This window comes from Paenibacillus sp. J22P277 (assembly GCF_059383675.1).
This window is the reverse complement of the sequence record NZ_JBXENS010000001.1, coordinates 573,616-589,321: the sequence shown is the minus strand read 5'-3', so window position 1 is coordinate 589,321 and position 15,706 is coordinate 573,616. Positions and strand designations below refer to the sequence as shown.

Below are 15,706 nucleotides of genomic sequence, written 5' to 3'. Positions count from 1 at the left end.
GAGGTGATAAATTGGACAAATTGGTGATTGAAGGCGGGAAACCTCTCTCAGGAACCATTGTTATCCAAGGCGCGAAAAATGCCGCTTTGCCGATTTTGGCTGCATGCATGCTGGTAGAAGGAAAAGTGACGATCGATCATGTGCCCAAACTGCTCGACATCGACGTCATGCTGAACATTTTGCGCGAGCTCGGTTGCCGGGCGGAGCACGATGATCAAACCGTGCGGCTCGACACGTCAAGCCTGCATTCTTCCCACATTCCTGAAGCGCTGATGCGCCAGATGCGTTCCTCCATCTTCCTGATGGGGCCGCTCTTGGCCAGGTTCGGCGAAGTGACGATTTATCAGCCTGGCGGTTGCGCGATCGGAGAACGGAAAATCGATTTGCATCTGAGCGGCCTGGAAGCGCTCGGCGCGGAAATCGAAGAAGACGGGAGCCGGATCGTCTGCTATGCGAAGAAGCTGACGGGCGCGGAGATCCATCTGGACTTTCCGAGCGTCGGCGCAACGGAGAACATTATGATGGCCGCCGTTCTTGCGGAAGGGCTGACGACGATCAGCAACGCCGCGAGAGAACCGGAAATCCAAGATTTGCAGCATTTTCTGAACCGCATGGGCGCGAAGATCATCGGCGCCGGCACGGACACGATAACCGTCGAAGGGGTAGAGAAGCTGACGCCTTGCAGCTATCAGGTCATTCCGGACCGCATCGTGACCGGAACGGTGATGGTGGCGGCGGCCGCGACTCGCGGACAGGTGACGCTGCTCAATACCTGCCCTTCGCATCTAACCTCTCTCATCCATGTGCTCAGGCGCACAGGTGTTCAAATAGCGGTAGACGGTGATATAATCAAGGTAGGAACCGCTTCGCGTCCCAAATCGATCGATCGGATCGTCACCTCGCCATACCCGGCATTTCCGACCGATCTCCAGTCGCAGATCATGGTCTTGCTGGCCCTGGCCGACGGCGTCAGCGTCATGAAGGAAACGATCTTCGAAGGCAGGTTCAAGCACGTGGATGAGCTCGCCCGCATGGGTGCGGACATTCGCGTCGATCTTAGCTCCGCGTTCATACGCGGCGTTTCCAGGCTTTATGGCGCGACGGTGGAAGCGACGGATCTGCGCGCGGGAGCGGCTCTCGTGATCGCGGGGCTTGCCGCGCAAGGCAAGACCGTCGTCGAGCAGGTGCACCACATCGACCGCGGCTACGACCGGATCGAGACGATGCTTGGCCGTTTGGGCGCCAGGATTACCCGCTTTTCACCCGTACCCAACAATACGATCGTGCCTTGAGACAGCATCCCGAACAAGATAGATAACGCGTAAGCGGCTCCAGCCCACAGCGGCGGGACGCCGTTTGCGTTTATATGAATAGGGGACAAGCCATGCAAGAGAAGATGCCCGTTCTGCGGGAACCAGCCAAACGGCGCAGAGGCGGCAAAAAGTTGCTGGCGGTGCTCGTTCTGCTTTTTATCGTGATATTGGGCGTGCTGTTCTTCAATTCTTCCATTAGCAAAGTATCGACCGTGACGGTCGAAGGACAGAAGGTCATGCAGGCCGCGGATATCCGCAAGACCGCCGGCATCGCGGCAGGCGATTCCTTCTTCGGTACGTCGACCGAAACGATCGAAGCCAGAATCCGTACCATGAAGCCGATCAAGAACGTCAGGGTGACCAAATCGTTCCCGGGGGGCATCACGATTCACGTTCAGGAATACGAGACCGTCGCATACTCGTTGTCGAACAAAGGAGAACTGACGGCGGTTTTGGCGAACGGAACCGGGGTGCCCGCGGGAGCCGACCTCGTCGTCGACAAACCGATCCTGTCCGGCTGGAAGACCGGCGATCCCGTGCTCGCCTCCTTGTGCAAGGCGCTGGCCGCGATTCCGGAGCAATCGCTGTCCGATTTCTCCGAGATCAGCCCGGTGCCGTCGACGTCCTATCCCGACCGGATCAAAATCTACACCAGAACGCGCTTCGAAGTCATTACGGCGGTCTCGCTGCTGTCCGACAAGATCGCCACGATGAATGCCGTGATCGAAATTCAGCCGCCCGGAACCATAACGCTGCTGCTTGCCGATAAATACGCGCCGTTCGTCCCCGAAGAGCCGGAAAATCCCGCCGTTACGCAAAAAGAGACTACTCAATAGCTTCAAAGAGTGATAGAATTTTATTTATGTAGATTTATTTAACCCCCTTTGCATTTTATTCGAAACGGACGATGCCGGATATACGCTCGGACACGCGGGCAGTACAAATAAAATGTTGAAAAAATTGTTGAAAAAAGAGGGAAAATGAGTACTGCGTTGAATAAGAAGAAATGCATGTACAGGAACGGCAATGAATTGTACCTTATCAATGTTGAAACGGAGGTGCCAGAGGTTGAGCAGCAATGACATCATCGTGAGTTTGGACATCGGTACATCCAAGGTTCGTGCTATTATTGGCGAGGTAAATAACGGCGTCATTAATATTATTGGAGTTGGATCTGCCGACTCAGAAGGTATACGCAAAGGCGCTATCGTTGATATTGATCAGACCGTCGCATCGATACGAAATGCTGTGGACCATGCCGAGCGGATGGTCGATATTCAAATAACCGATGTATATGTAGGCATTCAGGGCAACCATATCGGATTGCAGACGAATCACGGCGTTGTCGCGATTTCCAACGAAGACCGCGAGATCGGCGAAGAAGATATCGAGCGTGTCCTGCAAGCGGCTAAAGTCGTCGCGCTGCCTCCCGAACGAGAAATCATCAATCTGGTGCCGAAGCAATATTTGGTGGACGGACTTGAGGGCATTTCCGACCCGCGCGGCATGATCGGCGTCCGTTTGGAAGTGGAAGCGACAGTCGTAACCGGAGCGAAGACGGCCATACATAATTTAGTCCGGTGCGTCGAGAAAGCCAATTTGCGCATTTCCGGCATTATCCTGATGTCGCTGGCATCCGGCCAAATGTCGTTAACCAAAGACGAGAAAATGATGGGCACCGTGCTTGCGGATATCGGCGCAGGCTCCAGCACGATTGCTATTTTCGAACAAGGGAGCATCGTCGCGACGTCCACGCTGCCGGTCGGCGGCGAATACGTGACGAGCGACATATCATACGGTCTTCGGACCCAGACGGAGCAAGCGGAGAAGATCAAGCAGAAATTCGGCTGCGCGCTCGTGGATGATGCCGCGGAGGATCAGAAATTCAAAGTCATGCGCATGGGCAGCAACGTGGAAAAGGAATTCACGCAGGTTGACCTGGCCAATATCATCGAACCGCGCATGCAGGAAATTTTTCACTTGATCCGCCAGGAAGTCCGGCGTTTGGGTTACGGCGACAAAGTCAACGGGTATGTGCTTACCGGCGGGACCGTCACCATGGCGGGGACGCTGCCGCTTGCCCAGCATGAATTGGAAGCGAGCGTACGCATTGCCGTACCGGACTATATCGGCGTCCGTGACCCGGCTTTCACGAGCGGTGTCGGCATGATTCAATATGTATCGAAATACATGAGGGGCCGCACCGTATCCGCGCCGAAGAAGAGCGCGAACAGGAAGGCAAATGCAACAAGTACTCCCTCGAAGCCCGGCCTTTTCGAGCGTTTGAAAAATATGTTTAGCGAATTTATTTGATCGGGGGAACTTCAGCATGTTGGAATTCGATTTCGATATGGAGCAGATGGCTCAAATCAAAGTCATCGGCGTTGGCGGCGGCGGCAGCAATGCCGTCAACCGGATGATCGAGAATGGCGTCAGAGGCGTTGAATTTATAACGGTGAACACGGATGCGCAAGCGCTCCATATGGCCAGAGCCGAACAGAAGCTGCAGATCGGCGACAAGCTGACGCGCGGACTCGGCGCAGGCGCCAATCCGGAAGTGGGCAAGAAGGCGGCCGAAGAATCCCGCGAATCCGTCATGAACACGCTCAAAGGCGCGGACATGGTATTCGTAACCGCGGGCATGGGCGGCGGAACCGGCACGGGAGCCGCTCCGGTCATCGCCGAGATCGCCCGCGAGTGCGGCGCGCTGACCGTCGGCGTCGTGACGCGCCCGTTCACGTTCGAAGGCCGCAAGCGCTCCGGACAAGCCGAGCTCGGCATCGAAGCGCTCAAAGAAAAAGTCGATACGCTGATCGTCATTCCGAATGACCGGCTGCTCGAGATCGTCGACAAGAAAACGCCGATGCTCGAAGCGTTCCGCGAAGCGGATAACGTCCTGAAGCAAGCCGTACAAGGCATCTCCGATCTGATCGCGGTGCCGGGTCTCATCAACCTCGACTTTGCCGACGTCAAGACCATCATGACGGAACGCGGTTCCGCGCTGATGGGCATCGGCAACGCCACCGGCGAGAACCGTGCGGCGGAGGCGGCGCGCAAGGCGATTCAAAGCCCGCTGCTGGAAACGTCCATCGACGGCGCACGCGGCATTATCATGAACATCACCGGCGGCTCGAACCTGTCGTTGTACGAAGTCAACGAAGCGGCGGAGATCGTCATCTCCGCTTCCGATCCGGACGTGAACATGATTTTCGGCGCAAGCATCGACGAGAACCTGAAGGAAGAAATCAAAGTGACGGTCATCGCGACCGGCTTCGAACATCGCGGCGCGCAGCAGGTGCGCCGTCCTACCGTCGGCTCGCAGCAGAATAACGAGGCGCCCGCGGCGGCCGAACCGCCGCGACAACCGGCAGCGGGCAACGGACCGAAACCGTTCGGTACGCCGGTGTCCAGCGACCAGCTCGACATTCCCGCGTTTCTTCGCAATCGCCGCAACAACGATCGGTAATAATGAGGACTTTAGCCGCTTTCCGTATCTACGGAAAGCGGCTTTTTTGCTAGAAAAGGGCTTGTCCGCCAAGCTTGTCCGTCGTATCGGCAACGGTTCGGTCGACAAAAAAAGATCGCTCCTGACGGCATGTTTAGACAGACATTGTAATAGGATTTAACTATACTAGACACAAGCCGCTCTTCCTCGATAAAAGATCGCGAGAGCCTGGCGAGCGCCGCGCGGGAAACTTGCGAAAGCCTCGCGGGAAACTCGCGAAAGCTTTTTTAAGAGGGGCGGAGAATGGACCCGCAGCAGGAAGGTGAAGGTGCTGGATGCCGTTTATATCGACGTATTGTTTCTGGTAAACCTGTTGATCGACGGCTCCAATCTATTGCTTACCGCCTGGGTGCGAAGCATTCGCGCCAAATGGTGGCGGGTGTTGCTGGCAGCAGGCGTCGGTTCCTTGTATGCCGTCATGATCGTTTTTCCGTCGTTGTCGTTTCTGTTCACGGTCGTCGTCAAGCTGCTGTTGTCCGTCGTCATGCTGTTCATCGCCTTCGGATTTGGAAGCGTACAGCATTTTGTCCGATTGATCGGCGCGTTTTACGGGGTTAACTTCGCTGCCGCCGGAGCGGTGCTCGGGTTTCATTATTTGTTCATGAACAGCTCGAACCAGCTGTGGCGGACCGTCATCTACGTGAATGGCAAACCGAGCTTCATGTTGAGCACGACGATGATCTTTTTGTTCGGCATCGTGGTGGTCGGCTACTATATTTACCGTTCGGTGATGGCGCAGCGTCGGGAGCGGGATCTGGTCACAACCCATCTCGCGGAGGTGAGCGTGCGAATCGGCGACCATGTGCATGGCTGCACGGGGCTGATCGATACGGGAAATCAGCTGTACGAACCGCTGACGAGAACGCCGGTAATGGTCATGGAAGCTTCCGTATGGGAGGATGTGCTCCCGGCGGCATGGTTTCGTCTAATCCGGGAGGCGAAGGTGGATCAGCTTATCGCGGGCCTGACGGATCAAGAGCCTTTCATATGGCAGGACCGTTTGCGGCTTGTGCCATACCGGGGGGTGAACCGCGGCGCGCAGTTCATGCTTGCCATCAAACCGGATCTGGTCATCGTTGACCGGGACGGGGACGTATTTCAGTCCAAAAAAGTGCTTATCGGCTTGGATGCGGGGAAGCTTGTTGCAGACGGGACCTACAGGGCGATTATCCATCCGTCACTTCTTCAAGAGCGAAGCGTCACGATCGAAACCATTCACAGTACTTCGGGAAGGGATGGAGCAGCATGCTCGTCAAATGGAAATTAATCCTGCAGTTATATTATTATCGCGTTTTGTTTTTATTCGGCCTCAAGAGCGAGGAAATTTATTATATTGGCGGAAGCGAGGCGCTGCCGCCCCCGCTCACGCGCGAAGAAGAGGAATATTTGCTGGAGAAGCTGCCTTCCGGCGACTCGGCTATCCGGGCCATGCTGATCGAACGCAATCTCCGCCTCGTCGTGTACATCGCCCGGAAATTCGAGAATACGGGCATTCACATCGAGGATTTGGTGTCCATCGGCGCGATCGGCCTCATTAAGGCGGTCAATACGTTCGATCCGGAGAAGAAAATCAAGCTTGCGACCTATGCGTCAAGGTGCATCGAGAACGAGATTCTCATGTATCTTCGGCGCAACAGCAAGACGCGGACCGAAGTGTCCTTCGACGAACCGCTGAACATCGATTGGGACGGCAACGAGCTGCTGCTCTCCGATGTGCTCGGGACCGAGAACGACACGATCTACCGGAACATCGAGGAGCAGGTCGACCGCAAGCTGCTGCATAAAGCGTTGGATAAATTGACGGAACGGGAGCGCATCATCATGGAGCTGCGCTTCGGGCTGGCGGACGGGGAAGAGAAAACCCAGAAGGACGTGGCCGACCTGCTGGGCATCTCGCAATCATACATTTCCAGGCTGGAAAAACGCATCATCAAGCGGCTCCGCAAAGAATTCAATAAGATGGTCTAAACCGTGCGCAGAGGTAAGTCCGGATCCCCCGGCAAAGGGGATCCCGGGCTTTTTTTGCGTGCAGGTTGCCCCGCAAGACAAAATGATTGACAGCCTAGTGTATTATGGGTATAGTACACGTATAGTGTATGAACTAAGTAGTACACACACCAAAATAAGGAAACGAATCGGCAGGGGTGATGAACCGTTGGAAGTGAAATTCAATAATCGCGATCCCGTCTACATGCAGGTGGTCCGGCATTTCAAGGAACAAATCGCGACAGGGCATTTGGCGCAGGGACAAGTTATTCCTTCGCGCAGGGAGCTGGCGGGCACGCTGCAAATCAACCCCAATACGGCCCAGAAGGCGTATAAGGAAATGGAGGAACAAGGCTTGATCGTAACGGAAGGAAACTCCCCCAGCCGCATTACGTCGGATGAGCGGACGCTGCAATCCATCAGAGGCGAGCTCATCGCGGACGCGGTCGATGCCTTCGTCGCATCCATCGCCAAGATCCAAGTCCCCGTCGATGAGCTGCTCGCGATCGTGAAGCTCCGCATCGAAGACAGCTACGCCAAGCACGAACCGGAGGGGATCAGCCATGATTGAGGTCAAAGGCATCGGCAAGAAATACGGCCGCAAGCATGTATTGAAGGATGTATCGTTTACGGCGGAGAAGGGACAGATCACTTGCTTGATCGGCATTAACGGCGTCGGCAAGTCGACGGTGCTTAAGGCGATCATGGGGCTTACGCCCGTGGCGAGCGGAACCATTCTGATCGACGGACGGACGATTTCCAGCCAATTATACGACAAGATCACTTTCATTCCGGATTCGATCACGATGCCGCCGAACATGACCGTGGACGCCTGCATGCAATTCATGAAAGATTATTACGCCAGCTGGAACACGAAGCGTGCGGCCGAGCTCGCGGGATTCTTCAAGCTGAACGGCCGCGATAGAGTCGGCGAACTGTCCAAGGGCAATGCGGCCAAACTCAATCTCCTTCTCGGCTTGGCGCTCGACGTCGATTACGTCCTCATGGACGAGCCGTTCTCCGGCATCGACATGTTCAGCCGGGAGCAGATCGCGTCCGTGTTCACCAGCCACCTTATCGAGGAGCGGGGCGTAATCATCACGACGCACGAGATCAACGACATCGAGCATTTGATCGACAAGGTCGTCCTGCTCGAGAACGGTCTCGTCCGAAGGGAATTCGAGACCGAGGAAGTACGTTTGCAAGAAGGAAAATCGGTTATGGACGTCATGAGAGAGGTGTATAACGGATGAACCGCTATTTGAAGCTCGTCCATTGGGAAATTACGCGTTTTTGGAAGATGCTGGCGGTGCTCGCGATCGTGACGATCGTCCTGCAGGGTGTCGGCATCCTCTATGAAACGCACAGATACGCGAGCGAAGTAAACGATCGGGTGCAGTTGAACCATAGCACGGTCGCCGCATTCGTGCAGGAGCACGGCAAGCATTCGTTCATCGACGGCCTCGCGCGCGCGGGTCTGGCGGTTTACGCGCCGATCGCGCTTTGCATCGGCGGACTTGTCTTGTATGTCTTCTTTATTTGGTACAAGGAATGGTTCGGCAAGAACGCGTTTATTTATCGGCTGCTCACGCTTCCGACCGCGAGAAGAAACATTTACTTCGCAAAGTTTACGGCCATCCTCCTATTCGTATTCGCGCTCGTGTCGCTTCAACTCGCGTTGCTGCCCATCGAGAACGGCTTGTACATGCTGGCAGGGGGCGATACGCTCTTCGAATCGAGCAATATCTTCGACTTGGTCGCGAACGATCGGCTATTGTCGATGCTGATACCGCAGACGTTCACCGATTTCGTCATCAATTACGGCGCAGGCGCCATCGTGGTCTTGATCGGCTTCACGGCGGTGCTGTTGGAACGCAGCTATAAGTGGAAAGGAATCGTAGCTGCGATCCTATATATTGCCGCCGTCGGCGTGTTCATGATGCTCCCTGTTCTTTTGCCCGGCAACCTTACCGCGACATACTGGTATACGATCGAATGGTTCGGTATCGAAGTCGCGCTCGGGCTCATCGTCGCGGCGGTTACGATATGGCTTGGGCTGCATCTCATTTCGAAAAAGGTCACGGTATAGGAGGAGCGGATGGACATGAAACGATATTGGTTTTCGATCGTGCTTCCGGTCTTCGTCGCGATAAGCATCGGTACTTATTACATCGGAGCTGCGACGCGGGATTTGCCGAATTACCGGCTCGAGAAGGTGAGCGGCGACGCGAAGGAAGCGGCGAATCTCGCAATCGACGGAGAAGCCAAGCAACCTCAAATCCGCTATCAACTGGAGGTCGGGGCGGACGGCTCAAATTACGACATCAAAAAATCGCTGATTGATCAGATGAAAGAGGCTTATAATAGCGATAGTAACCCGGTCCTGGCCCGTTTGATAAAAGAACATCGCGGTTTCATGCGAGGCGAGAATACTTATAGCGGCTTCTACGCTGACGACAACAAACTCGTCTATGCTGCGGCTAATCGTGGCTTGGGCGATGCGTCCGACGGTCGCTCGTTGTATTCCATTTCGATCCGCACTCAGGATCTGAAGTCAGGAAAGAAGAAGGATTTTCACGCTATCCTCCCGGGCAAGCCGAAGTTCTATTCCTTATATGTTTACGACGTTCAGGTTATAGGCAACCAATTGAAACTTATGGTGCAGTTGTCTAAGGGCTCGGCGGAAAATTACCGCGAGGGAAACTTAAAGTTCGAGATTCATCTCTATACGCTCGATTTGGATAAAGAAGGGATTATCGACGACCAAACGATTGTCTCCGACAAGGAGTTGGAAGGCGGCAAGGTGGAGCATTATCAAATCTTAGGCGCGAACGTCGATTTCGTATCTCCTTCCGACTACGTTCTGATCGGCCGATCGCTTGTCCAAACGAAGCAACTCTCTGATGGAAATACTGAAGAGATACCGATCGAGTCAAGCTACTCGGCATATCGGTATTCGGCCGATATGTTGATTGACGTCCCTATTAATAATTCAGTTGACGGGATGGATTATCCGTCGCTGAGCGCCGGGCAGGTCATTACGTTCTCAATGACAGGCACACAACTCCATGTCGACCTTTACGATATTGCGAAACAGCAACAGGGTTCGTCTTTTGATATCTTACTTTCGTTAAAGCTGTCGCAATTATCGTCGATCCAGAGATTCGTATATGGTGATCGCCTGTATGTGTTCAATCGGGTCAAATCCGAGAACGAAGTAATCGTCGCAGACATGACAGCGGGCAAAGTCGTTTACCAAGGAAAAATCTCCGTGGACGGCAATGCCAAGCAACAAGCAGAACGAATGAACGAACTGCAGCTTTACTCATTTTATCTCACATCGTAAGGAACAAGCAGCAAGCCTTCGGACGACGCCGAAGGCTTGTTTTTTGTTCCGTTTTATGCATGTCCGAGCGCCGAGTTTCTTCTATTCGCCGGGGAATAAATTGGGGGTCCGAGGAGATACTGTACATTAATGTTTCTCCTTGGGAGGTAATCACGTTGACCCGAAATAAAGTCGAGATCTGTGGAGTGGATACCGCTAAACTGCCTGTCCTGACGAATGCCGAGATGCGCGAGCTGTTTACGGCATTGCAAACGCAAAACGAATGGGCAGCAAGAGAGAAATTAGTCAACGGCAACTTGAGGCTTGTGCTTAGCGTGATTCAACGGTTTAACAACCGCGGGGAATTCGTCGACGATCTCTTCCAAGTCGGCTGCATCGGCCTCATGAAAGCAATCGACAATTTCGATCTCAGTCAGAATGTGAAGTTTTCAACCTATGCGGTTCCGATGATTATCGGCGAGATCCGCCGTTACCTCCGGGATAATAACCCCATCCGCGTGTCGCGCAGCCTGCGGGATATCGCCTACAAGGCGCTTCAGGTCCGGGACAGCCTAACGAACAAAAACTCAAGGGAGCCGACGATATTCGAAATTTCCGAGGCGCTGAACGTCCCGAAGGAGGACGTCGTGTTCGCCCTCGACGCGATTCAAGACCCGGTATCATTGTTCGAACCGATTTATCACGATGGCGGAGACCCGATCTACGTCATGGACCAGATCAGCGACGACAAGAACAAGGACGTCTCCTGGATCGAGGAAATCGCCCTCCGCGAAGCGATGCACAAGCTGAACGAACGCGAGAAAATGATTCTCTCGATGCGGTTCTTCGAAGGCAAGACGCAGATGGAGGTAGCCGACGAGATCGGCATCTCGCAAGCCCAGGTGTCCAGGCTCGAGAAATCGGCCATTCAGCAAATGCAGAAGCATGTCAAGACTTAACTTGCATTCAACCAACGATAACGGCGCCCCGCGCCGTTTTTTTTCGTTCGCGGAAGCGGCCAGGCAGGGGACGGGCGATAATTCATGCCAAGCAGGACATTTTGCCCAATAGGCACATATAGTAATAACATAGGCCTATTTGGAAGCAGTCCTCCGGGAAGCGTGGTGAACGGCAAGGTGAAAATTTCCGATTTCCAAACGAAGGATGTCATCAATATCGTGGACGGCCGCAAGCTGGGGCAGGTGAGCGATTTGGAGCTGGATCTGCGCCAAGGCCGGATCGATTCCATCGTCGTTCCGAGCTACTCTCGTTTTTTCGGCATGTTCGGCAGCGGAACGGACGTCGTGATTCCCTGGCGGAATATCGTGAAGATCGGTACGGACGTCGTGCTTGTCCGCATTGACGACGCGAAGGTCTATCGGGTGGAAGAGGACGATGTCAACGTTCGTTGAATCGCCGCGGACGGCCGCTCTGCGGCGCATCGCCGAGACGCTCGCGCGGAAAGCGGCCGCATGGTACACTAGTGGCAGAGGTGAGACCGAGAATGGAACCATTTGTAAACGATCGAGCGGCGAAGGGACCTTCGCTTTTTTTATTGCCGCGTTGGAGCGAGCGAGATAATGGGCTGACGGCCGGGTTTACCGGCAGGCAGGGCGGCGTCAGCGCGGCGCCGTGGCAATCGCTGAACTGCGGCCTGCACGTCGGCGATGCCGATATCGACGTCGTGAACAATCGCAGGATGCTGGCCGAGGCGCTCGGATGGCCGTTCGAGGCATGGACCTGCGCGGAGCAGGTGCACGGGAGCCGGGTGGCGATCGTCCGGAAGGATGACCGCGGCAAAGGCCGGGAAAGCCGGAGCACGGCCGTCGGGGATGCCGACGCGATGGCGACGGACGAGCGCGGCGTGCTGCTGACCTCGTTCTATGCGGACTGCGTGCCGCTTTATTTCTTCGATCCGGCGAAGGGCGTCGTGGCGCTGGCGCATGCCGGCTGGAAGGGAACGGTGCTCGAGATCGGCCGCGAGACGATCGAGGCGATGACCGCAAGCTTCGGCTGCGATCCGGCGGATATCGAGGCGGCCATCGGGCCATCGATCGGATTATGCTGCTATGAAGTGAATGAAGTCGTGCTGGATCGGGTAATACCCCTAATAGGAAGCTTGAATCTGGAGCCGGACCAACTGGTTAATCCGACCGAGGGAGGAAAAGCCCGGATAAACTTGAAAGAATTGAACCGACAGATTATGATAAAAGCAGGAATTTTGCCGAGTCGTATCGAATGTTCTGATTACTGTACCGGCTGCTCGACGGATTTGTTCTTCTCCCATCGGATGGAAGGCGGATCAACGGGCAGGATGGTCAGCTGGATCGGCATGAGCGAAGGGGATTTGAACGCGTGACATTGAGACAGCGAATGGACAACGTTGAGCAAAGGCTCGCGGAAGCCTGCGCCAGAAGCGGCCGGGACCGGTCGGAGATCGAGCTGATCGCGGTCACGAAGTACGTGGGCATCGAGCAGACGCAGTCGGCGCTCGGGCACGGGCTGAGGCATCTCGGCGAGAACCGCTGGCAGGACGCTGCCGACAAGTATGACGCCATTACGGGCAGCGGCTGGGACGGCAGCCCGGCGAACGCGCCGGCGGGACAAGCCGTTTGGCATTTCATCGGATCGCTGCAGACGAACAAAGTGAAGGACGTCCTAGGGAAATTTACATATATTCATTCGCTTGACCGGCTGTCGCTTGCGCAGGCGATCGAACGCAGAGCCGAGCAGCTCGGAATCGTCGTGCCGTGCTTCGTTCAAGTGAACGTATCGGGCGAAGACAGCAAGCATGGCTTGGCGCCGGACGCGCTGATTCCGTTCGCCAAGGAGATCGCGGCGTATCGTCATATCCGGCCCGTCGGTCTCATGACGATGGCGCCGATCGATGCCGAGGGCGAGCAATCGCGTCCCGTCTTTCGCGGCTTGAGGGAACTGCGCGATGAACTGAACCGAAGCGCCGCATCCGCAGAGCCGGTAACGGAACTGTCGATGGGCATGTCGGGGGATTTCGAGATTGCCGTCGAGGAAGGAGCCACCTGGCTCAGACTCGGAACCGTACTGGTAGGAAAGAGCTAGCCGTCCGCGGCGGCTGCGCCGTTCGGCAGGGGAAGCTATCATATACGAAAGAAGGCGATTGGCATGATGAATAAGTTCATGAGTTTTCTCGGGCTGCAAGAGGAAGAGGAGGTCGTGGAACGCGAGCGCGTCGACGCGCATGACGATCAAGAAGTTGAAACTTCTCCTTTCGAAGCACGTAAAGCATCTTCGAAGGGGAATAATATCGTCAGCATTCATTCGCAGAAGAACGTCCGAGTCATCTTGAATGAACCGCGTTCCTACGACGAGGCGCAGGAGATCGCCGATCATCTGCGTTCGCGCCGTTCGGTCGTCGTGAACCTGCAGCGCGTGCGCTCGGATCAAGCCGTACGGATCGTCGATTTCCTGAGCGGCACGATTTACGCGCTGAACGGCGGCATCTCGAAACTTGGCCCCAATATATTTCTTTGCACGCCGGATACGGTCGAAATTCAAGGCGCGATTACGGAAATGCTGACAGAAGAGCAAGACTACAAAAAAATGAGGTGACCTTGAGTTGGACGTTGCAGGCTTAATATGGACGCTTACCCAGATTTATCAGTATATGATCATCGCCTACGTGCTGCTTTCCTGGCTGCCGGGCATACGCGACAGCTTTATCGGGCAGCTGCTCGGAAAACTGGTCGAGCCGTATTTGGCGCCGTTCCGCCGATTTATTCCTTCCATTGGCGGCGTCCTCGATATTTCGCCGATCGTGGCGCTGTTCGCCCTCCGTTTCGTGGCGTACGGATTGATTGCGATCCTTGATATGTTCATATGAAGAACGATATTTACGTGCATTTCCATCCGGACGAACGGCCCTTCGTGGACCGGGCGTCGGAATGGGTTGACCGCGCCGCTTTCGCCCATGAACTGAAGCTGACGGATTTTCTGGATCCGCGGCAGGCGGATATCGTAATCTCCCTCGCGAACCGCAATCCGGACGTGCAAATTCGGCTGGACGGCGGCTATGCGGAGGCTGAACGGAGAAGGGCGATCCTGGCTCCGGATTACCGGGTGCTGGACGACGAACCGGCGCATATCGCGCTGATCGAAGTGACCGGCGGCACGCAGGGACATCTGGAGCTCGACCATGGCGATTATTTGGGCGCGCTGCTCGGGCTCGGCATCAAGCGGGATCGGATCGGAGATCTCCACGTCCATGAAGACAGTTGCCATGTGCTCGTTGCCGGGGAGATCGCCGATTATATCAATATTCATTTGCGCCAAGTCCACCGCGTTCATGTCCTGACGGACATTCTTCCTTTGGAGCGGCTGCGTCCGGCAGTCTCGGCCATGGAAGAGATGAATTTGTCGGTGGCTTCTTTGCGTCTGGACGGCATCGCGAGCGACGTGCACCGCATCAGCAGAACCAAGATCGTAGACCCGATCCGGGCGGGAAGATGCCGCGTGAATTGGAAGGTCGAGGAAGATCCCTCCGCGCCGCTCAAGGAAGGCGACGTCGTGTCTTTGCAGGGGCTGGGAAGGTTTAAAGTCCTGGGCGTGGAAGGCGTCACGAAAAAAGGCCGAATCCGGGTCAAAATCGGTAAAATCATCTAGGACTTTGCAGGAATATGGCTTCATCTGTCGAAACTAGAATGTACAAATGGGTGATCTGCCCTTGAAACTTGTAAACATTCAGGAGGTGCGCCAGTGCCGTTAACGCCATTGGACATACATAACAAGGAATTTGGCAGACGTCTTCGCGGGTACGATGAGGATGAAGTGAATGAGTTTCTCGACCTAGTCATCAAAGATTACGAAGCGTTGATTCGCGAAAACAAAGAGATTCAGAATCAAGCGCTGGCCCTGCAGGAGAGATTGAACCATTTCTCGAACATCGAAGAAACGCTCAGCAAGACGATTATCGTGGCGCAGGAAGCGGCCGACGAAGTTCGGAGCAATGCGAAGAAAGAAGCGCAGCTGATCGTGAAGGAAGCGGAGAAGAACGCGGATCGCATCATCAACGACTCGCTGAACAAATCCCGCAAGGTCGCGCTCGAAGTCGAAGAGCTCAAGAAGCAAGCCTCCATCTACCGCGCGCGTTTCCGGACGCTCGTGGAAGCGCAGCTGGAGCTGCTCGCCCAAGAAGGCTGGGACTCGCTCGACAGCCAGCATTCGCTCGCAAGCGAGAACGTCCGCGGATAATAAAAGCATGGCTTTTGTTTGACAAATGTATCGAAATGGCGTATATATGGTAATAATCATTTTATACGATCATATTTCGTTGACGAGAACGAGTACGCAGTTGGAAGCTCCACAGAGAGCCGGTTTATGCTGAAAGCCGGTGTGCGGACGATTGCGGAATATCATCTCCGAGAAGCGGCGCCGAACCTTGCGGATCCTTCGCAGGCATTAAGCTTCGCCGGATTTCCGCCGTTACCCGGAACTCGGATGGCAAGTCGGCATCCGTGACGAAGTTGCCAATGATTCGCGCACTCGCTTTTTGGTTCCAACCAAGGAAGCGGGCCGGATGGAATTGGAACAAGGGTGGTATCG

18 protein-coding genes and 1 other annotated feature (1 of these 19 cut by a window edge) are annotated in these 15,706 nt (G+C 55.1%); all 18 genes read left to right on the top strand.

Annotated elements, in window-relative coordinates; all coding sequences use genetic code 11:
* Nucleotides 1-11: 11 nt before the first annotated feature.
* On the top strand, nt 12-1,292 hold the full coding sequence (gene murA / locus AC50YL_RS03130; RefSeq protein ID WP_494829215.1) for a UDP-N-acetylglucosamine 1-carboxyvinyltransferase: 1,281 nt from the start codon (nt 12-14) through the stop codon (nt 1,290-1,292).
* Between the two features lie 92 nt (nt 1,293-1,384).
* A complete protein-coding gene (locus AC50YL_RS03125) occupies nt 1,385-2,149 on the top strand; it encodes a cell division protein FtsQ/DivIB (RefSeq protein WP_494829213.1) in 765 nt (254 codons plus the stop codon).
* A 232-nt stretch (nt 2,150-2,381) separates the two neighbouring features.
* Complete coding sequence (gene ftsA / locus AC50YL_RS03120; protein ID WP_494829212.1) at nt 2,382-3,626, top strand: cell division protein FtsA; 1,245 nt, start codon at nt 2,382-2,384, stop codon at nt 3,624-3,626.
* 16 nt (nt 3,627-3,642) lie between these two features.
* Entirely contained in the window at nt 3,643-4,779 is a 1,137-nt protein-coding gene (ftsZ, locus tag AC50YL_RS03115) for a cell division protein FtsZ (RefSeq protein ID WP_494829210.1), read from the top strand.
* A 307-nt stretch (nt 4,780-5,086) separates the two neighbouring features.
* Nucleotides 5,087-6,085: a sigma-E processing peptidase SpoIIGA gene (gene spoIIGA, locus AC50YL_RS03110; protein WP_494829208.1), complete on the top strand. Its 999-nt coding sequence runs from the start codon at nt 5,087-5,089 to the stop codon at nt 6,083-6,085.
* Nucleotides 6,064-6,786 carry an RNA polymerase sporulation sigma factor SigE gene (sigE, locus tag AC50YL_RS03105; RefSeq protein WP_090638315.1) on the top strand — a complete coding sequence of 241 codons (723 nt, stop codon included), beginning with the start codon at nt 6,064-6,066 and terminating at the stop codon, nt 6,784-6,786. Before spoIIGA ends, sigE begins: the two co-directional genes overlap by 22 nt.
* A 187-nt stretch (nt 6,787-6,973) precedes the next feature.
* The gene (locus AC50YL_RS03100) at nt 6,974-7,375 is read left to right on the top strand and encodes a GntR family transcriptional regulator (RefSeq protein ID WP_494829206.1); all 402 of its coding nucleotides are present in this window, start codon (nt 6,974-6,976) and stop codon (nt 7,373-7,375) included.
* Complete coding sequence (locus tag AC50YL_RS03095) at nt 7,368-8,057, top strand: ATP-binding cassette domain-containing protein (RefSeq protein WP_494829204.1); 690 nt, start codon at nt 7,368-7,370, stop codon at nt 8,055-8,057. Before AC50YL_RS03100 ends, AC50YL_RS03095 begins: the two co-directional genes overlap by 8 nt.
* Nucleotides 8,054-8,893, top strand: a complete 840-nt coding sequence (locus tag AC50YL_RS03090) for a hypothetical protein (RefSeq protein WP_494829203.1) — start codon at nt 8,054-8,056, stop codon at nt 8,891-8,893. Before AC50YL_RS03095 ends, AC50YL_RS03090 begins: the two co-directional genes overlap by 4 nt.
* A 15-nt stretch (nt 8,894-8,908) precedes the next feature.
* Complete coding sequence (locus tag AC50YL_RS03085) at nt 8,909-10,150, top strand: hypothetical protein (RefSeq protein WP_494829201.1); 1,242 nt, start codon at nt 8,909-8,911, stop codon at nt 10,148-10,150.
* A gap of 155 nt (nt 10,151-10,305) precedes the next feature.
* Nucleotides 10,306-11,088: an RNA polymerase sporulation sigma factor SigG gene (gene sigG, locus AC50YL_RS03080; RefSeq protein ID WP_090573745.1), complete on the top strand. Its 783-nt coding sequence runs from the start codon at nt 10,306-10,308 to the stop codon at nt 11,086-11,088.
* Between the two features lie 177 nt (nt 11,089-11,265).
* Nucleotides 11,266-11,541, top strand: coding sequence for a YlmC/YmxH family sporulation protein (locus AC50YL_RS03075; RefSeq protein ID WP_494829199.1), 276 nt, complete (start codon nt 11,266-11,268; stop codon nt 11,539-11,541).
* A gap of 92 nt (nt 11,542-11,633) precedes the next feature.
* Complete coding sequence (pgeF, locus tag AC50YL_RS03070) at nt 11,634-12,488, top strand: peptidoglycan editing factor PgeF (RefSeq protein ID WP_494829197.1); 855 nt, start codon at nt 11,634-11,636, stop codon at nt 12,486-12,488.
* On the top strand, nt 12,485-13,207 hold the full coding sequence (locus AC50YL_RS03065) for a YggS family pyridoxal phosphate-dependent enzyme (RefSeq protein ID WP_494829196.1): 723 nt from the start codon (nt 12,485-12,487) through the stop codon (nt 13,205-13,207). Before pgeF ends, AC50YL_RS03065 begins: the two co-directional genes overlap by 4 nt.
* 57 nt (nt 13,208-13,264) lie before the next feature.
* Complete coding sequence (locus AC50YL_RS03060; RefSeq protein ID WP_494829786.1) at nt 13,265-13,717, top strand: cell division protein SepF; 453 nt, start codon at nt 13,265-13,267, stop codon at nt 13,715-13,717.
* A gap of 7 nt (nt 13,718-13,724) precedes the next feature.
* Complete coding sequence (locus AC50YL_RS03055; protein WP_268896006.1) at nt 13,725-13,988, top strand: YggT family protein; 264 nt, start codon at nt 13,725-13,727, stop codon at nt 13,986-13,988.
* Nucleotides 13,985-14,767 (top strand): YlmH family RNA-binding protein, encoded by a 783-nt coding sequence (locus AC50YL_RS03050; RefSeq protein WP_494829194.1) that lies wholly within the window; start codon nt 13,985-13,987, stop codon nt 14,765-14,767. Before AC50YL_RS03055 ends, AC50YL_RS03050 begins: the two co-directional genes overlap by 4 nt.
* A gap of 93 nt (nt 14,768-14,860) precedes the next feature.
* Nucleotides 14,861-15,355 (top strand): DivIVA domain-containing protein, encoded by a 495-nt coding sequence (locus tag AC50YL_RS03045; protein ID WP_494829192.1) that lies wholly within the window; start codon nt 14,861-14,863, stop codon nt 15,353-15,355.
* Nucleotides 15,356-15,425: 70 nt separating this feature from the next.
* Nucleotides 15,426-15,706, top strand: a binding site (T-box leader); it runs 22 nt beyond the window's last position.

Coding starts and splice junctions, on each gene's coding strand:
- AC50YL_RS03125 (WP_494829213.1), top strand. CDS start 1,385: ATGCAAGAGAAGATGCCCGTTCTGCGGGAACCAGCCAAACGGCGCAGA.
- ftsZ (WP_494829210.1), top strand. CDS start 3,643: ATGTTGGAATTCGATTTCGATATGGAGCAGATGGCTCAAATCAAAGTC.
- sigE (WP_090638315.1), top strand. CDS start 6,064: ATGCTCGTCAAATGGAAATTAATCCTGCAGTTATATTATTATCGCGTT.
- AC50YL_RS03095 (WP_494829204.1), top strand. CDS start 7,368: ATGATTGAGGTCAAAGGCATCGGCAAGAAATACGGCCGCAAGCATGTA.
- AC50YL_RS03090 (WP_494829203.1), top strand. CDS start 8,054: ATGAACCGCTATTTGAAGCTCGTCCATTGGGAAATTACGCGTTTTTGG.
- AC50YL_RS03085 (WP_494829201.1), top strand. CDS start 8,909: ATGAAACGATATTGGTTTTCGATCGTGCTTCCGGTCTTCGTCGCGATA.
- pgeF (WP_494829197.1), top strand. CDS start 11,634: ATGGAACCATTTGTAAACGATCGAGCGGCGAAGGGACCTTCGCTTTTT.
- AC50YL_RS03050 (WP_494829194.1), top strand. CDS start 13,985: ATGAAGAACGATATTTACGTGCATTTCCATCCGGACGAACGGCCCTTC.